16 protein-coding genes are annotated in these 14,923 nt (G+C 72.2%); 14 read left to right on the plus strand and 2 right to left on the minus strand.

Features of this window, described 5'->3' with window-relative positions; genetic code table 11:
• Positions 1 to 20: 20 nt before the first annotated feature.
• From ACH34S_RS19905 to ACH34S_RS19950, 10 genes are all read left to right on the plus strand, one after another.
• Positions 21 to 788: an SDR family NAD(P)-dependent oxidoreductase gene (locus tag ACH34S_RS19905; protein ID WP_395954179.1), complete on the plus strand. Its 768-nt coding sequence runs from the start codon at positions 21 to 23 to the stop codon at positions 786 to 788.
• Between the two features lies 1 nt (position 789).
• On the plus strand, positions 790 to 1,533 hold the full coding sequence (locus ACH34S_RS19910) for an enoyl-CoA hydratase/isomerase family protein (protein WP_395954180.1): 744 nt from the start codon (positions 790 to 792) through the stop codon (positions 1,531 to 1,533).
• A 50-nt stretch (positions 1,534 to 1,583) separates the two neighbouring features.
• A complete protein-coding gene (locus ACH34S_RS19915) occupies positions 1,584 to 2,099 on the plus strand; it encodes a VOC family protein (RefSeq protein WP_395954181.1) in 516 nt (171 codons plus the stop codon).
• On the plus strand, positions 2,099 to 3,298 hold the full coding sequence (locus ACH34S_RS19920; protein WP_395954182.1) for an acyl-CoA dehydrogenase family protein: 1,200 nt from the start codon (positions 2,099 to 2,101) through the stop codon (positions 3,296 to 3,298). Before ACH34S_RS19915 ends, ACH34S_RS19920 begins: the two co-directional genes overlap by 1 nt.
• 3 nt (positions 3,299 to 3,301) lie before the next feature.
• Positions 3,302 to 4,333, plus strand: coding sequence for a phosphotransferase family protein (locus ACH34S_RS19925; RefSeq protein ID WP_395954183.1), 1,032 nt, complete (start codon positions 3,302 to 3,304; stop codon positions 4,331 to 4,333).
• Positions 4,334 to 4,392: 59 nt separating this feature from the next.
• Complete coding sequence (locus ACH34S_RS19930; protein WP_395954184.1) at positions 4,393 to 5,937, plus strand: class I adenylate-forming enzyme family protein; 1,545 nt, start codon at positions 4,393 to 4,395, stop codon at positions 5,935 to 5,937.
• Positions 5,938 to 5,997: 60 nt separating this feature from the next.
• Entirely contained in the window at positions 5,998 to 7,116 is a 1,119-nt protein-coding gene (locus tag ACH34S_RS19935) for an enolase C-terminal domain-like protein (RefSeq protein WP_395954185.1), read from the plus strand.
• A gap of 17 nt (positions 7,117 to 7,133) precedes the next feature.
• Positions 7,134 to 8,093 carry a ketopantoate reductase family protein gene (locus ACH34S_RS19940; protein ID WP_395954186.1) on the plus strand — a complete coding sequence of 320 codons (960 nt, stop codon included), beginning with the start codon at positions 7,134 to 7,136 and terminating at the stop codon, positions 8,091 to 8,093.
• Positions 8,094 to 8,190: 97 nt separating this feature from the next.
• Complete coding sequence (locus ACH34S_RS19945; protein WP_395954187.1) at positions 8,191 to 8,931, plus strand: hypothetical protein; 741 nt, start codon at positions 8,191 to 8,193, stop codon at positions 8,929 to 8,931.
• Positions 8,918 to 9,874: a hypothetical protein gene (locus tag ACH34S_RS19950; RefSeq protein ID WP_395954188.1), complete on the plus strand. Its 957-nt coding sequence runs from the start codon at positions 8,918 to 8,920 to the stop codon at positions 9,872 to 9,874. The genes ACH34S_RS19945 and ACH34S_RS19950 overlap by 14 nt, the downstream gene beginning before the upstream one ends.
• Here ACH34S_RS19950 and ACH34S_RS19955 read toward each other — a convergent pair.
• Positions 9,871 to 10,152: a hypothetical protein gene (locus ACH34S_RS19955; protein ID WP_395954189.1), complete on the minus strand. Its 282-nt coding sequence runs from the start codon at positions 10,150 to 10,152 to the stop codon at positions 9,871 to 9,873. The genes ACH34S_RS19950 and ACH34S_RS19955 overlap by 4 nt on opposite strands.
• A 184-nt stretch (positions 10,153 to 10,336) precedes the next feature.
• Complete coding sequence (locus ACH34S_RS19960) at positions 10,337 to 10,969, minus strand: dihydrofolate reductase family protein (protein ID WP_395954190.1); 633 nt, start codon at positions 10,967 to 10,969, stop codon at positions 10,337 to 10,339.
• 208 nt (positions 10,970 to 11,177) lie between these two features.
• Here ACH34S_RS19960 and ACH34S_RS19965 point away from each other — a divergent pair, with 208 nt between their 5' ends.
• The 4 genes from ACH34S_RS19965 (at position 11,178) to ACH34S_RS19980 (ending at position 14,909) form a co-directional block, all read left to right on the plus strand.
• Positions 11,178 to 11,801, plus strand: a complete 624-nt coding sequence (locus ACH34S_RS19965) for a superoxide dismutase family protein (RefSeq protein ID WP_395954191.1) — start codon at positions 11,178 to 11,180, stop codon at positions 11,799 to 11,801.
• An 83-nt stretch (positions 11,802 to 11,884) separates the two neighbouring features.
• Entirely contained in the window at positions 11,885 to 12,940 is a 1,056-nt protein-coding gene (locus tag ACH34S_RS19970) for a LuxR C-terminal-related transcriptional regulator (RefSeq protein WP_395954192.1), read from the plus strand.
• 77 nt (positions 12,941 to 13,017) lie between these two features.
• Complete coding sequence (locus ACH34S_RS19975) at positions 13,018 to 13,416, plus strand: YybH family protein (RefSeq protein WP_395954193.1); 399 nt, start codon at positions 13,018 to 13,020, stop codon at positions 13,414 to 13,416.
• Complete coding sequence (locus tag ACH34S_RS19980) at positions 13,413 to 14,909, plus strand: aldehyde dehydrogenase family protein (RefSeq protein WP_395954194.1); 1,497 nt, start codon at positions 13,413 to 13,415, stop codon at positions 14,907 to 14,909. The genes ACH34S_RS19975 and ACH34S_RS19980 overlap by 4 nt, the downstream gene beginning before the upstream one ends.
• The last annotated feature ends 14 nt before the right edge of the window (positions 14,910 to 14,923 follow it).

Below are 14,923 nucleotides of genomic sequence, written 5' to 3' on the forward strand. Positions count from 1 at the left end.
ATCAGAAGAAGGAGGATTGCGTGGCGGAGCCCGATCTTTTCGATCTCACCGGCCGCGGCGTGGTCGTCACCGGCGCCTCGTCCGGGCTGGGGAGGCGGTTCGTCCAATGCCTGGCCGGGCGCGGAGCCCGGGTCGTGGCGGCGGCGCGGCGCACCCCGGAACTCAAGGAACTGGCGGCGGAGCTGGGTGAGGACCGGGTGCTGCCGGTCACGGCCGACGTGACGGTCGAGGCCGACGTGCGCGCCCTCATCACCCGAGCGGAGGACTGGGCGGGACGCCTCGACGTGCTCGTGAACAACGCGGGCACGACCCACGTCAAGACCGTCGCCGAGGAGACCACCGACGACTTCCGCCGCGTCCTGGAGGTCAACCTGGTCGGCCTCTACACCTGCGCCCGGTACGCCGGTCTCGCGATGGCGGCCCGGGGCGGGGGCAGCATCGTCAACATCGCGTCCGCGCTGGGGCTCGTCGGGTCCAAGCGCATCCCGCATGGGGGCTACTGCGCCAGCAAGGCGGGGGCGGTCAACCTCACGCGCGAGCTGGCCTCGCAGTGGGCCCGCGACGGCGTGCGCGTGAACGCGATCGCGCCCGGCTACTTCGAGTCGGAGATGAGCCAGGAACTCTTCGCCACCGAAGAGGGCCGCGCCTACATCCGCCGCACCATTCCGATGGGCCGTGGCGGGCGCGCCGATGAACTGGACGGAGCGCTCGTCTACCTGGCGTCGGAGGCGTCCTCCTACGTCACCGGCAGCGTCCTGTCGGTCGACGGCGGCTGGACGGCGGTGTGAGATGACCGTGTCAGTCCTCACGCTCGACCGTCCGGCGAAGCGGAACGCGTTCACCCTCGAATCCATGGCGGCGCTTCAGGAGTCGCTGGAGGAGGGCCTGGCCGACCCGCAGGTGCGCGCGTTCGTCCTCACCGGATCGGGCGGGACGTTCTGCGCCGGGGTCGACCTCGCCGTCCTGCAAGACGCGACCGTCACCTCGACTCACGACAACCTGAACGCGCTCCACCGCACCGTCCGCACGCTGGCCGCGGGCCGGAAGCCGGTGGTCGCGGCGGTCGAGGGGCACGCGGTCGGCGCGGGCCTGTCGCTGGCGCTGGCCTGCGATCTCGTGGTCGCCGCCGAGGACGCGACGTTCCGCTGCGCCTTCCCGCGCCTCGGGCTGATGGCGGACCTGGGCCTGCTGTGGTCGCTGCCGCGGCGCGTCGGCGACGGCCGGGCCCGCCGGATGCTGCTGCTCGACGAGCCGGTGCGCGGAGACGAGGCCGTCGCCATCGGCCTGGCCGACCATCGCGCCGCGCCCGGGGAGGCGCTCCGGACCGCCATGGACGTGGCCCGCAGGCTGGCCGGCCAGCCGCCCCTGGCCATGGCCTTCACCAAGGCCATGCTCGCGGGCGGCCACCAAGGACTGGACGCCGTCCTCCGCCAGGAGGCCAGCGACCAGGCATTGCTGCACGGCACGGCGGACTTCCGCGAAGGCGTCCAGGCATTCACCGAACGCCGGGACCCATCGTTCGACGGCCACTGAGCCGCCCTCAACGAACAATTCCCGATTTCTTTCGATATGGAGGTACACACGTGCCCGCTCCCGGAATCCACCACGTCGCCTACGCATGCCGCGACCTGGATGCGACCACGCGCTTCTACGAGGAGCTGATGGGGTTCCCGCTCGTCCACACCGAGGTGGCGGCGGGGCCCAAGGGCGGATTCTTCCGCCACACCTTCCACGACACGGGCGACGGCAGCTGCATCGCGTTCTTCGACCTGCACGAGGCGGGGGAGCGGGACGGCTGGAGCTCGGAGATCTCCATCGGCAACAAGCTGCCCCGCTGGGTGAACCACATCGCGTTCAACGTCACCGCCGAGAAGGTGGCCGAGGTCCGCGGCCGGATGCAGGCCGCCGGGGTCGAGCCCTACATGGAGGTCGACCACGACTACCTGCGGTCGCTCTACTACATCGACCCCAACGGGATCATGGTCGAGCTGTGCATCGACACCCCCGGCTTCGAGGCCGACCCGGCGGAGGCGCACCGGCTGCTGACCGCGACCCTCGACGACGTCGACCACAGCCGCCACAAGTCGATGGTGAAGTGATGGGCGCGAGCGCGTTCTCGGTCCCGGAGCATGTGCGGCCGCGGCGGAAGGCCGTGCACCGGTTCATGACCGAGCGCGTCGAGCCCGTCGAGCACGCGCTGGACGCACGCAGCCCCGAATCCCGCGAACTGCTCACGGAACTGCAGTCGCAGGCCAAGCGGGAAGGGCTGTGGGCGCTCGGGCACCCGGCGGAGCTCGGGGGCGGCGGGATGCCGTTCCTCGACTACGTCTACGTGAACGAGGTCCAGGGCCGCTCGGACTTCGGGCAGTACGCCCTCGGCACCTGGACGCTCCAGGACTCCCTCATGCTCAGCAGGCACGCCGACGGCGAGGTCCGCGACCGCTTCCTCGACCCGCTGGTGCGGGGCGCCATCGGGCCGAGCTTCGCCATGACCGAGCCGGACGTCGCCTCGTCCGACCCGACCCAGCTCCAGACCAGCGCCAGGCTGGAGAACGGCGAATGGGTGCTGAACGGCCGGAAGTGGTTCATCACCGGAGCCGGTGACGCGGCGTTCACCACGGTCCTGTGCCGGACGGAGCCGGACGGCACGCCGCCGCACCGCGCGTTCTCGCTGATCGTCGTCCCGGCCGGGACGCCCGGGTTCCGGATCGTCCGCGAGACGCCGGTGCTCGGGATCGAGGGCGGGCACTACGAGCTGTCCCTGACGGACGTCCGCGTCCCCGCCGGATACCTGCTCGGCGAGCGCGGCGCGGGCTTCGCGATCGCGCAGGAGCGGCTCGGCCCCGGGCGCATCTTCCACTGCATGCGCTGGCTCGGCCAGGCGCAGCGCGCGTTCGAGCTGATGTGCGACCGGCTCAACAGCCGGATGCTGAAGGGCGAGAAGCTGGGCGAGCGGCAGCTGATGCAGCAGCACGTGTTCGAGAGCTGGGCGCAGATCCAGTCCTGCCGCCTGCTCACCCTGGACGCGGCCGGAAAGATCGACCGCGGTACCGGCGCGCGCGTCGAGATCGGCGCGATCAAGGTCGTCGGGGCGCGGATGCTGCACGACGTCATCGACCGGGCCGTCCAGGTCCACGGTGCCGCGGGCCTGACCGACGACACGCCGCTGAGCCGGATGTACCGGGCCGCCCGGTTCGGGCGCATCTACGACGGCGCGGACGAGGTGCACGTCGTCAACGTCGCGCGGCGGCTGCTCCGCGAGTTCGAGCGGGGCGACGGCTGGGACTTCGGAGCGTGAGCCGTGACCGATGAACTGGACGAGCTCGTCCGTCCCGATCTGCTCGGCCCGGCCGTGGCGGCGGCGACCGGCGACGCGCGGTGGTCGGGGCTGGCCGCGACCCTGCTGGCCGGGGGGAAGTCGAACCTGACGTTCCTGCTGACCAGCGCGGCCGGGGAGCTGGTGATGCGCAGGCCGCCGTCCGGGGAGCTGCTGCCCAGCGCGCACGACATGGGCCGCGAGGCGCGGGTCCAGCGTGCGCTCGGCCCGTCGCCGGTGCCGGTACCGCGGATCGTCCTCAGCGACGACGGCGAACTCACCGGCTCGCCCTTCTACGTGATGGAACGCGTCCGGGGCCACGTCATCCGGGCCCGCATCCCCGACGGGTACGCCGACGGTCCCGGCCAGCGGGCGGAGATGGCGTTCGCGCTGGTCGACGCGCTGGCCGCGCTGCACTGCGTCGATCCGGCCTCGGTCGGGCTGGACGGTTTCGGCAGGCCGGACGGCTTCCTCGCCCGGCAGGTCCGGCGCTGGAACGACCAGTGGGCGCGCTCCCGCACCGAGGCGGTGCCGCCCGTCGAGGAGCTGGGCCGCCGCCTCGCCGGGGCGGTGCCCGCGGCGCAGCGGGACTCGATCGTCCACGGGGACTTCCGGCTCGACAACTGCGTGATGGACGAGCACGACCCGGGCACGGTCCGGGCCGTCCTCGACTGGGAGATGTCGACGCTCGGCGACCCGCTGACCGACCTCGCGCTGCTGCTGTTCTACTGGCAGGAGCCGGGCGAGCCGGGCCTGCGGCTGACCCCGGCCGTGACCGCGCTGCCCGGTTTCCCGCCGCGCGCCGAGATCGCCGGCCGCTACGCGAGCCGGTCCGGGGTGGAGCTGGCCGAACTGCCCTTCTACGAGGCGCTGGCGCATTTCAAGTGCGCTGTCATCACGCAGGGCATCGCCGTCCGGGTGCGGGCGGGCGCGCTGGCCGGTCAGGAGTTCGGCGACCTCGACGACGAGGTCCGCGAGATCGCCGAGCGCGGCCTGCACCGGCTCGACGCCCGCTGACGCCGCTTTTGGGAATGAAGTCAGTTTTCTGCTAACAACGGGTGACCGGAGGCGCATTCATGGACGACCGATTCACCGGTTCACTGGCCGCCATGGCCGATCACTGGGCCCGGGAGGCACCCGACCGGCCGGCCACCGGCAACGCCGGGGGCCGGGGGCTCACCTTCGGCGCGCTCGCACGGAGGTCCGCGCAGGTCGCGAACGCGCTGGCGGGCACCGGCGGCCCGGTCGCCTACCTGGGCCGCGACTCCGCCGTCTGGGCCGAGCTGATGGTCGGCGCGAACCGGGCCGGCGTCCCGGCCGTCCCGCTCAACTGGCGGCTGGCGCCGGGCGAGCTGGCTCGCGTCCTCGATCACGCCCGTCCGGGCACGATCGTCAGCGACACCGCGTACCTGCGCGCACTCGGCATCACGGACGAGGCGACCGGAGCGGACGTCGTGGTGCTGGGCCGCGACCTCGCCGTCACCGGAGGCTATGACGCCTGGCTCGACGGCCGGTCCGAGGTCGCCGGCCCGCGCCGGGCCGAGCCCGGCGCGGCGACCCTGCTGATCTACACCTCCGGGACGTCGGGGCGGCCGAAGGCGGTGCGGCTCACCAACGGCAACATCGCGGCGAACCTGGCGGCGTCCGCGCCGTGGACGGTCGGCCCGGGATCGGTGGTGTGCGTCCCGTCGCCGCTGTTCCACGTCTCGGGCACGGGCTGGCTGTTCTACTGCCTGGGCCGCGGTGCCCGGTCGGTCTTCCTCACGGATGCGTCACCGGAGGGGGTGCTGCGCGTGCTGCAGGACGTCCGGGCCACGCACATGCTCAGCGTCCCGGCCGTCGTGCAGACCCTGGTGCAGAGCCCCGCCGTCGCGGACGCCGACCTGGGCAGCCTGGAGACGCTGATCTACGGCGGGTCGCCGATGTCGCCCGCGGTGATCGAGCAGGCGCGGGCGGTGCTCGGCTGCGACCTCGTCCAGAGCTACGGGATGACCGAGGCGTGCGGCCCGATCACGTTCCTCGGCCCCGAGGACCACCGCCGGGGAGGCGCGCGGCTGGCCTCCGCCGGGCGCGCCGCCGACGGGGTGGAGGTCCAGATCCGCGACCCCGAGACCGAGCGGGAACTGCCCGCCGGGGCCACCGGCGAGGTCTGGACGCGCAGCGCCCTGCTCACCCCCGGCTACCTCGGCGGCGAGGACGACAACGCCCGCGCCTTCCGCGCCGGGGGCTGGTTCCGCACCGGCGACGCCGGCCACCTGGACGGGGACGGCTACCTGTTCCTCACCGACCGCGTCACCGACATGATCATCACCGGCGGCGAGAACGTGTACCCGGTGGAGGTCGAGAACGTCCTGGCCGGGCATCCGGACGTGGCGGAGGCGGCCGTCGTCGGCGTCCCCGACCCGCGCTGGGGCGAGACGGTCGCCGCGATCGTCGTCGCGCGGGACGGCGCCGCGCTCACCGGGCCGGAGCTGATCGCCTTCTGCCGGGACCGGCTCGCGCACTACAAATGCCCGACGCGGGTCGACCTGGTCGCCGAACTGCCCCGCACGCCCAGCGGCAAGGTGCTCAAACGGCGGCTCCGCGAGCTGGCCGTTCCGCGCGCCTCTGGCGCCCACTAGAGGGGAGCGCCATTGCGTATCGTCGATATTCGAGAAATATCCGTTCCGCTGCAGGGGAACGTGAACAATTCCGTGGTCAGCTTCGCCGACCACACCGTTTCCCTCGTCGCGCTGATCAGCGATGTGCGCAGGAACGGCCGCCCGCTCGCCGGCGTCGCGTTCAACTCGATCGGGCGCTTCGCCCAGGGCGGCATCCTGCGCGACCGGATGATCCCGCGCGTGCTCAGCGCCGACCCGGAATCGCTGCTCGAACCCGACACGGGGCTTCTCGATCCGGGACGCGTCCTGAAACGCGCCATGAAGGACGAGAAGCCCGGCGGCCACGGCGACCGCGCCGCCGCTGCCGCCGCCATCGAACTCGCCGGCTGGGATCTGCTCGCCAAATACGCGGACGAACCCGCGTACGCCCTTATCGGCAAGACCTACGGACGCGTCCCCGAACACGACGGTGTCCCCGTCTATGCCGCCGGGGGCTATTACCGTCCCGGCGACGACATCGGCCACTTGACCGCCGAACTGCGCGGCTACCGCGACGACGGATATCCCATGGTGAAGATGAAGATCGGCGGCCTGCCGATCGCCGACGACCTGCGGCGCGTCGAGGCGGCCGTCGAGGCGATGGGCGGCGGCGAAGCGGTCGCCGTCGACGCGAACGGCCGGTTCGGCTGGACGCAGGCGGACGCCTACGCCCGGGCCATCGCGGGCTACGGGCTCCGCTGGTACGAGGAGGCCACGGACCCGCTCGACTTCGACCTGCACCGGCGGCTCGCGGAGGTCTACCCGGGAGCCGTCGCCACCGGCGAGAACCTGTTCTCCGTCCAGGACGTGCGGAACCTGCTGCTGTTCGGCGGCCCCCGCGCCGGCCTGGACGTGTTCCAGATGGACGCCGGGCTGAGCTACGGGCTCACCGAGTACGTGCGGATGATCGAGCTGATGGAGGAGCACGGGTTCGACCGCCGGTCGGCGTACCCGCACGGCGGGCACCTGATCAACCTGCACGTCGTGGCGGGCCTCGGCCTCGGCGGCTGCGAGGCCTACCCCGGGGTCTTCCAGCCGTTCGGCGGCTACGGGCCCGGCTGCCGCCTGGCGGACGGCCGGATCCGCCCCGCCGACGACCCCGGATTCGGGCTCGAAGCGAAGCCGGGCCTTTCGGCGGAGATCGCCCGGCTCGTCGGATGAGCGAGGAAAGGGAGACCATGAGGATCGCGGTGGTCGGCTGCGGCGCGATGGGGTCGGTGTACGCGGGACGGCTCGCGTCGGCGGGCCACGACGTCCTCGCCGTCGACAGATGGGCCGCGCACATGGCGGCCATTTCCGAGCACGGGCTGCTGGTTTCCGGACCGGACGGGGAATTCCGGGTCCCGATTCGGGCGCACACCTCCACCCCCGACGAACCGGTGGACCTCGTCGTCCTCGCGGTGAAAGCGGCCGACGTGGAAACCGCGGCGGCCGGAGCCCGGCCGCTCATCGGGCCCGATACCGTCGTCCTCACCATTCAGAACGGTTTCGGTTCGGCCGACGTCGTCGCCGCGAAACTCGGCGGCGAGCGGCTCGCGGTCGGGGTGGCGAGCGGATTCGGCGCGTCGGTGAAGGGCCCGGGAAACGTCCACCACAACGCGATGCGCGCGCTCCGCTTCGGTGGCTACGGCACGCTCGGCCGCACCGAGGTCGAGCGCGTCGCCGCCGCCTGGCGCCTCGGCGGATTCGACGCCCAGGCGGTCTCCGACATCGCCGCGATGCAGTGGGAGAAGCTCATCTGCAACGTCGCCTACAGCGCTCCCTGCGCGTTGACCGGGCTGACGGTCGGCGAGGTCATGGACGACGCGCACATGGGCCCGGTCAGCCGCGCGGCGGCCACCGAGGCATGGGACACCGCACGCGCCCTCGGCGTCGCCGTCTCCGCGCCGGACCCGGTCGAGCTGGTCCGCGACTTCGGGGCCCGGATGCCGGCCGCCAGACCGTCCGCGCTCCTCGACCACGAGGCCAGGCGGGTCAGCGAGATCATGTTCATCAACGGCGCGGTGCCGCGCGAGGCCGCCAAGGCCGGCCGGGAGGCCCCGGTCAACGCCACGCTGACGGCCCTGGTCCGCGCCCGGGAAACCGCGTGGGCGGACGACCCGCCGCCCCGAACACCCGCGCTACCTCACAGTTCATAACGCCCATGAGTTTGTTCGGCCATTCCCGACCGGGGAATGGCCGTTAACGGCCTTCGTAGACGCTCTTGTCCGGAAGTCCCGGCCATAGACTCGAACGGTGCGTTTCTCCAAACTCGGCGCAGCCGGGGGCGCCTTGATCATTCTCGTCGCGGGGTGCGGGAGTGGTGGCGGCAAAGAGGGCGGCCAGGGGCTGTCGGCCACCCCCGCGCCGCTGAGTTCCGCGCCGCAGGGGCAGGAGTCGCCGGGGGAGTCGCAACCGCCGTCGGTCGGCCCGTCCGCGCAGCCCTGGCAGACGCCCCGGCTCTCGACCGGCAGCGGCGCGTCCCTGAACAACCGCACCCCCAACAACGTGTGCCGCCAGATCTCGGCCCCCTATCCGGTCCGGATCGAGAGTTTCCGGGCGCAGGCCGTCGGGGGTCCTGAGGCACGAAACGCGGATGACCTGTCGGAGGCTGCCAGAGCGGCCGCGTCCTTCGCTCAAGTGACCTATGGAAGCGACGCCGAATGCGCCGGGCTCGGGTCTCCGGCCCCGAGAGCGTGCGCGCCGGACACGGTGATCTCCTCCACCGAGAGCTGCGGCGTCGGGCCGCAATTCCTGTCGTCCACTTCGCGGCCCGCCCTTCCGGCGAAATACACCGTGCGGGTCACCTGGTCCCTTTCCAAGCTGTGCACGGATGCCACCACCGGGCCGTGCAGGAGCATTCAGGGAGCCCAGCCGGGCCCGGGCCGTCCCGTCCGTGCCACCTGGCAGGCCACCACCGACCTTCCGGCCTGCGTGGAATGGGTGCCGAACTCGGTGGAGCCGTATCTCGGAGAGTCCCTCTTTGGCCAGTGCTGACGACAGGTCCGACCGGCTGGCACGGGCACGGATGAGGGCCGAGCGGCGGCGGCCCGCCGCGGAACCGGCGTCCGATCCCGCCCAGGACTGGACCCAGCGGCTCGCCACCCTGAGCACCTTCGGGCCGCCGACGACGATCATCGCGGGCGTGCTGATCTGGTACGGCTACGTCGCCACGCTGCAGCGTTTCCGCTATTTCGGCGTCGATCTCCAGCTCACCGAACTCGCCAACCAGGATCTGCTGAAATTCGGCGTCGAGGTGGCCTATCCGGCGGCGGCCCTCCTGCTGCTGATCGTGCTCGTGGGCATGGCCGCGCACGCGCTGATCAGCGCGATGGTGCTGCCGTCCCGGCCGCGCCTGGCCCGCGGGCTCGGCATCGCCGTCGCCCTGACCGGCCTGGCGCTGCTGGTCCGGGCCCTGGTCGGCCTCCTGTCCACCGATGTGGCGCGGAACGAGACGCCCGGGATCACGCCGCTGTCGCTGACCGCGTGCGCCCCGCTGCTGGTCTACGGATTCTGGCTGGCCCGCCACGCCGGTTCGCGGGAGCCGGTGATGGACGGCGCCGAACGCGGCGCCCGCCTGGCCGCCATCGCGATCGGCGTGTTGGGCCTGTTCTGGGCAGCCAACAGCCTGGCCGGAGAAGTCGGCGTCGCCCGCGCCTACGACGACGCGAAGAACCTCGGGAAACTGCCCGAGGTGGTTCTCTACACCAAGGAGCCACTGGTCGACGCCCCAAGGGAAACCGCACACGCCGACTTCGGCGAGAAGGTCACCTTCCGGCACCGCTACCAGAACCTGCGTCTCCTGCTGGCTTCGGGCGGACGGCTCTTTCTCGTCCCGCTCACCTGGAAACCCACCGACTCCACGGCCCGGATCTCCACGTTCGTCATCCCGTACGACGAGAACGTCAGGCTGCAGCTGATCCCGCAGCGAACCCGTTAACCGGCGGCTTGCGGGCCGCTCTGCGTCGGGTCCTCGGGAAGGATGCTGGCCGCATTGTGCAGAAACGAAACGAGCGCCGTGATGACCGCCGCCAGGCAGGCATATCCGAATGTCTGCCAATACCCGGTGGAAAGCACGACCGTCCCCGCGCCGGCGCTGGGAAAGGCGCTCGCGAGGCCTTGCAAGAGGGTGCGCAGCGCACGCAGGGACGCGGTCCTGAGCTTCGCGCCGAACGTCGATCCCGGCGAGCTGCCGATGAGTGCGGGCCGTACAGCCATGGGACGTGCCTCCCCGACGTGACCGCGGCCGCGAAGATCTGAAGATCAACCGCCGTGGCCTCTCTTTCGAGGATGCAACAGCACGTACACGGTCGCTAACCAACTGTCCTGTTCCGGCCAGCCGGCGGCCGGAAACGGCTGGCGGCGGCGTTCACCGTGATCACGGCGGCCGCCGCCGCCAGGCTCACACGCCGCGGTCGGGGGCGCTCATGTCCCCGGTCTCAGGAATGCCGTCGGCGAGGCCGTAGCGCAGGTGCACGACGCCTTTGGGGCTGGCCACCGGCGGTTCGAGGAGCGTGACGTTGGTGGGCACCGCACCACCGTCGAACACCTTCTTCCCGACGCCGAGCACGATGGGGTGCACCCACAGGTCGAGACGGTCGAAGAGCTTCTCGCGCAGGAGCGACTGCACCAGGTTCAGGCTCCCGACGACCTTGATGTTCTCGTGCCGGTCCCGGATCTCCCGCACCGCGGCGGCCAGGTCCGGGCCGAGCTGCGAGGACCCGGCCCACGACAGGTCGGGCCTGCCCCGGGAGGCCACGTACTTGGGAATGCTGTTGAACAGCGTCGCGATCTCGTTGTCCTGGCCGCCCTCCTGGTGCGGCCAGAAGCCGGCGAATATGTCGTAGGTCCGCCGGCCGAGCAGGAGGGCGTCCGTGCCCTCGTAGGCGGCGCCGACCTGCGCCCCGGCGACCTCGTCCAGCAGCGGCGCCTGCCAGCCGCCGAACGCGAACCCCAGCGGGTCCTCGTCGGGGCCGCCGGGCGCCTGCCCGACCAGGTCGAGGGTCGCGAACATCTCGATATGAATGAGGCCCATGTCTTTACTCCCGATGAGTTGGTCCTGGTCGGAAGGTAGACCCGCGGGCCCCGCCGAACTCATCGCCGCGACCGGCTCTTTGGCTCTCGGTGACAGGGTTTTGTTGACGGCTGCCGGATTCCGAATCGGCCGTTGATGTCCCGGTGCGGCGGCCACTAGCAAAGGCATGCGGCGCAGAGGGTCGTCCCACTCCTAGGAAGAGACGGATATGAAGAGAGTCGTTTCGGTCGCCCACTTGGCAGTGCTGGCCACGATCGGTGGAGCGGCGGGGGTGGTCGGGATCTCGGCGGCCGTCCAGGCCGCCACCGGTGAGGCGCGGCAGGGGCTGACCGCGCAGGTGCTGGACGTCCAGGGCAAGGAAGTGGGCAGGCTAACCGTGTCGGGAGCCGGCTGGGGACGCCAGCGGGTCTCGGTCCAGGTGTGGAACCTGCCCGCCGGTTTCCACGGTTTCCATGTGCACGCGGTCGGCAAGTGCGACCCCAAGGCCGTCGACCCCAGCACCGGCAAGGTCAGCCCGTTCTTCACCGCCGGGGGCCACCTGGACCTGGCCGGCCCCAACGGCCACGGGTCGCACGCGGGCGACCTCCCGAACCTGCAGGTCGGGCAGAACGGGCGGGGCACCGCCGAGACGCTCACCGACCGGTTCAAGACGCAGGACCTCCTGGACGCCGACGGCAGCGCGATCGTGGTGCACGCGCTGGCCGACAACCACGCCAACATCCCGGAGCGGTACGAGTCCGGCGGAAAGAAGGGCCCGGACGCGGACACCCTGAAGGCGGGCGACGCCGGAGGCCGCAGCGCCTGCGGAGTCATCGAGGACCGGGAACGCTGACCCGGCGATCGAACCCGGCGGGCTGACGAATCCGTCGCCGCGGTGTCTAGCGTGATGGCATAACGTCGGCGCATACTCGCTGGATGGGCGAGGAGATCGGCGGTGTGGGCGCCGGTGACGCGGCGGCCGCCGACGAGGAGAGCCTGAGCGCCGGGCTGGAGGTGCTCGTCACCGCCCGCGGCCTCGACGAGCTGCAGGACCGCTACTTCGACTGGGTCGCCGGTCACGTGCCGTCCTTCGCTTACGGCCTCTACCTGTTCGACCAGCGGACCGGCCGGCCGCGGGCGTCGGCGGTGCGCGGGCTCAGCCGGTTCTACGCGCACCGCTACGAGCGGTTCGGCCGGGCCGTCGACCCGGTGCTGCGCGGCGCCGTCGCCGCCCGGCGCGCCTGGGACGACTCCCTGGTCAAGCCCGCCGAAGGATGGCGGGAGGCGCCGATCGTCCAGGGGCTGTTCCGGCACTACGACATGGCGCACGTGATGTGCGCGCCGCTGATCAGCGGCGGCGAGATCGTCGGGACGATCAACTTCGCCCGCGGCGCCGGCGAGCCCGCCTTCGACGACGGCGACCGGCGCCGCGCGACCACGGCGGCGCGGATGTTCCAGGCGGCGGTCGCCGCGACCGACCTGGTCACGGCGATCGACGCCGAGCGCGCCGCGTGGTGGGGCGCGCTGGAGGCGAGCGGGCAGGCGGTCGTGGTCACCGACCTGGAGCGGGCCGAGCGGCACGCGAACCGGCCCGCGCGTGCGCTGCTCGACGCCGCGGACGGCGCATGGCCCTCCCTCGACGCGGCGATCGACGGCGGGGAGAGCACCCGGCGGCTCATCGTGCCGTCGGCGGACGCGGACGGCGCGACCGGCATCACCGTGACCTCGGCGCCGCTGCCCGAACGTCCCTCGCTGATCGTGTCGATCCTGTCGGCGGAGACCCGGACGTCGGCGCCGCCGCCCGCGCTGCGCCGCCTCCTCACCGAACGCGAGGCGGCCATCGCCGAGCTCGTCGCCGCCGGGAAGCGCGACCACGAGATCGCCGGGCGGCTGCACATCAGCCCGAACACCGTCAAGCACCACCTCAAGTCGATCTACCAGAAGCTCGGCGTGCACTCCCGGGTGGAGCTGGCGGCGCGGCTCCTGCGCTGATCCCACGTTCGGGTGGCCCGCGCCTTCCCATGAACGGGCGATGTGCCAGCTAGCAGGCGATTTATAGCGTCCGGGGCATGGGATCACACAACAGCGTCACCGAACTCAACGACCTGTTCATCGAGGCCATGAACGCCGGCGACCTCGACACCGCGCTCTCCGTGTGGGACGAGAACACGGTCTTCCAGACGGGCCCGGGCACGGAGCCGGCGCGGGGGATGGACCAGCTCCGGGCGGCGCTTTCGGAGTTCCTCGCGCTCAAGCCGCACCTGACGATCAAGGAGCTGCACCGGGTCGAGGCCGACGACATCGTCCTCGTCGCGCTGCGCTGGACCCTGACCGGGACCGGGCCGGACGGGGCGCCCGTCGAGATGAGCGCGGTCGACTCCAACGTCTTCCGCCGCCAGGCCGACGGCACCTGGCGCATCGTGATCGACAACCCGTTCCACTCCGTCCACATCGGACTGGAGTCATGACGGCCGTCGGCACCGGCCGCCTCACCATCGACCGGCCCCTGCCCGCGATCATCGGCGGGGAGGCGCGGCCCGTCCGTGACCTCCTCCCGGCGGTCGAACCGGCGACCGGGCGGACCTGGGCGCGGATCGCCGACTGCGACGCCACCGTCGTGGCCGAGGCTGTGACGGCCGCGGCCGAGGCGTTCGAGACGTGGCGGACGACGTCGCTCGCCGAGCGGCAGGCCGCGCTGTGGGCCATCGCCGACCGGCTGACCGCCACGGCGGCGGACTGGCCCGCGCTGCTCGCCACCGAGAACGGCCGGGCGATCCGCGAGGCGGGGCTGATCGACGTCCCGACCGCCGCGGAGATCTTCCGGTACTTCGCGGGGATGGCCCGCGGCATCCACGGCGAGGTCGTCCAGGGGGCGCCGGGGTCGTCGCACGTCTACACCACCCGGGAGCCGCTCGGCGTCATCGCGGCGATCGTGCCGTGGAACTCGCCGCTCATCTCGGTCGCGCACAAGCTGGCGCCCGCGCTCGCGGCGGGAAACACGGTCGTGGTCAAGCCGTCGGAGCTGGCGTCGGTGAGCACCGTCCGGTTCGCGGAGGCGATCGCGGACCTGCTGCCGCCGGGCGTCGTCAACGTCGTCACCGGCCTCGGCCCGACCGCGGGCGACGCGCTGATCACCGACCCCCGCATCGCCAAGATCAGCTTCACCGGCGGCACGGCGAGCGCGCGGACGATCCTCGCCCGCGCGGGCGCCCGGCTGACGCCCGCGCTCATGGAGCTGGGCGGGAAGGGCTCGCTGATCGTCGGGCCGGACGCCGACCTCGACACCCTCACCGAGGACGTCCTGACCGGCGTGTTCGCCGCCAACGGCGAGGTGTGCTTCGCCGCGTCCCGGCTGCTCGCCCACGCCGCCGTGCACGACGAGCTGCTCGACCGGATCACGGCGCGCGCCGAGCGGATCCGGGTCGGCGACCCGCTCGACCCGGCGACGCAGCTCGGCCCGCTGATCAGCGTCGAGCACCGGGACCGGGTCGTCCGGGCCGTCGACCGGGCCGTCACCGAGGGCGCGACGGTCCGCGCCGGGCACCGCGTCCCGGACCTGGACGGCGAGCTCGGCGGCGGCGCGTTCTACCGGCCGACCGTCCTCGCAGACCCGGACGGCAAGACGAGCGCGTCCTGCGAGGAGTTCTTCGGACCCGTCCTCACCGTCGAACGCTGGACGGACGAGGACGACGCCGTCACCCGCGCGAACGCCGTCGCCTACGGCCTCGCCTGCGGCGTGTGGACGACCGACCTGGCGCGGGCGCACCGCCTCGCCGGGCGCCTCCAGGCCGGGATGGTCTGGGTCAACACCTGGTTCGCCACGCCCCTCGGCCAGCCGCAGGGCGGGATCAAGGCCAGCGGCTACGGCCGCGAGGGTGCCGCGGAGACGGTCCGCGAGTACCAGGCGACGAAGGTCGTCAACGTCAGTCTCGACACGGCACGTCCCCCCATGTGGGACTGACGCGCCGCACGAAC

Origin of the sequence: Actinomadura sp. 3N508 (assembly GCF_044326375.1) — a bacterium.
Lineage (GTDB): Bacteria > Actinomycetota > Actinomycetes > Streptosporangiales > Streptosporangiaceae > Spirillospora.

Coding starts and splice junctions, on each gene's coding strand:
- ACH34S_RS19910 (WP_395954180.1), top strand. CDS start 790: ATGACCGTGTCAGTCCTCACGCTCGACCGTCCGGCGAAGCGGAACGCG.
- ACH34S_RS19975 (WP_395954193.1), top strand. CDS start 13,018: ATGGGATCACACAACAGCGTCACCGAACTCAACGACCTGTTCATCGAG.
- ACH34S_RS19960 (WP_395954190.1), bottom strand. CDS start 10,969: ATGGGCCTCATTCATATCGAGATGTTCGCGACCCTCGACCTGGTCGGG.
- ACH34S_RS19955 (WP_395954189.1), bottom strand. CDS start 10,152: ATGGCTGTACGGCCCGCACTCATCGGCAGCTCGCCGGGATCGACGTTC.
- ACH34S_RS19920 (WP_395954182.1), top strand. CDS start 2,099: ATGGGCGCGAGCGCGTTCTCGGTCCCGGAGCATGTGCGGCCGCGGCGG.
- ACH34S_RS19930 (WP_395954184.1), top strand. CDS start 4,393: ATGGACGACCGATTCACCGGTTCACTGGCCGCCATGGCCGATCACTGG.
- ACH34S_RS19970 (WP_395954192.1), top strand. CDS start 11,885: ATGGGCGAGGAGATCGGCGGTGTGGGCGCCGGTGACGCGGCGGCCGCC.
- ACH34S_RS19965 (WP_395954191.1), top strand. CDS start 11,178: ATGAAGAGAGTCGTTTCGGTCGCCCACTTGGCAGTGCTGGCCACGATC.
- ACH34S_RS19980 (WP_395954194.1), top strand. CDS start 13,413: ATGACGGCCGTCGGCACCGGCCGCCTCACCATCGACCGGCCCCTGCCC.
- ACH34S_RS19940 (WP_395954186.1), top strand. CDS start 7,134: ATGAGGATCGCGGTGGTCGGCTGCGGCGCGATGGGGTCGGTGTACGCG.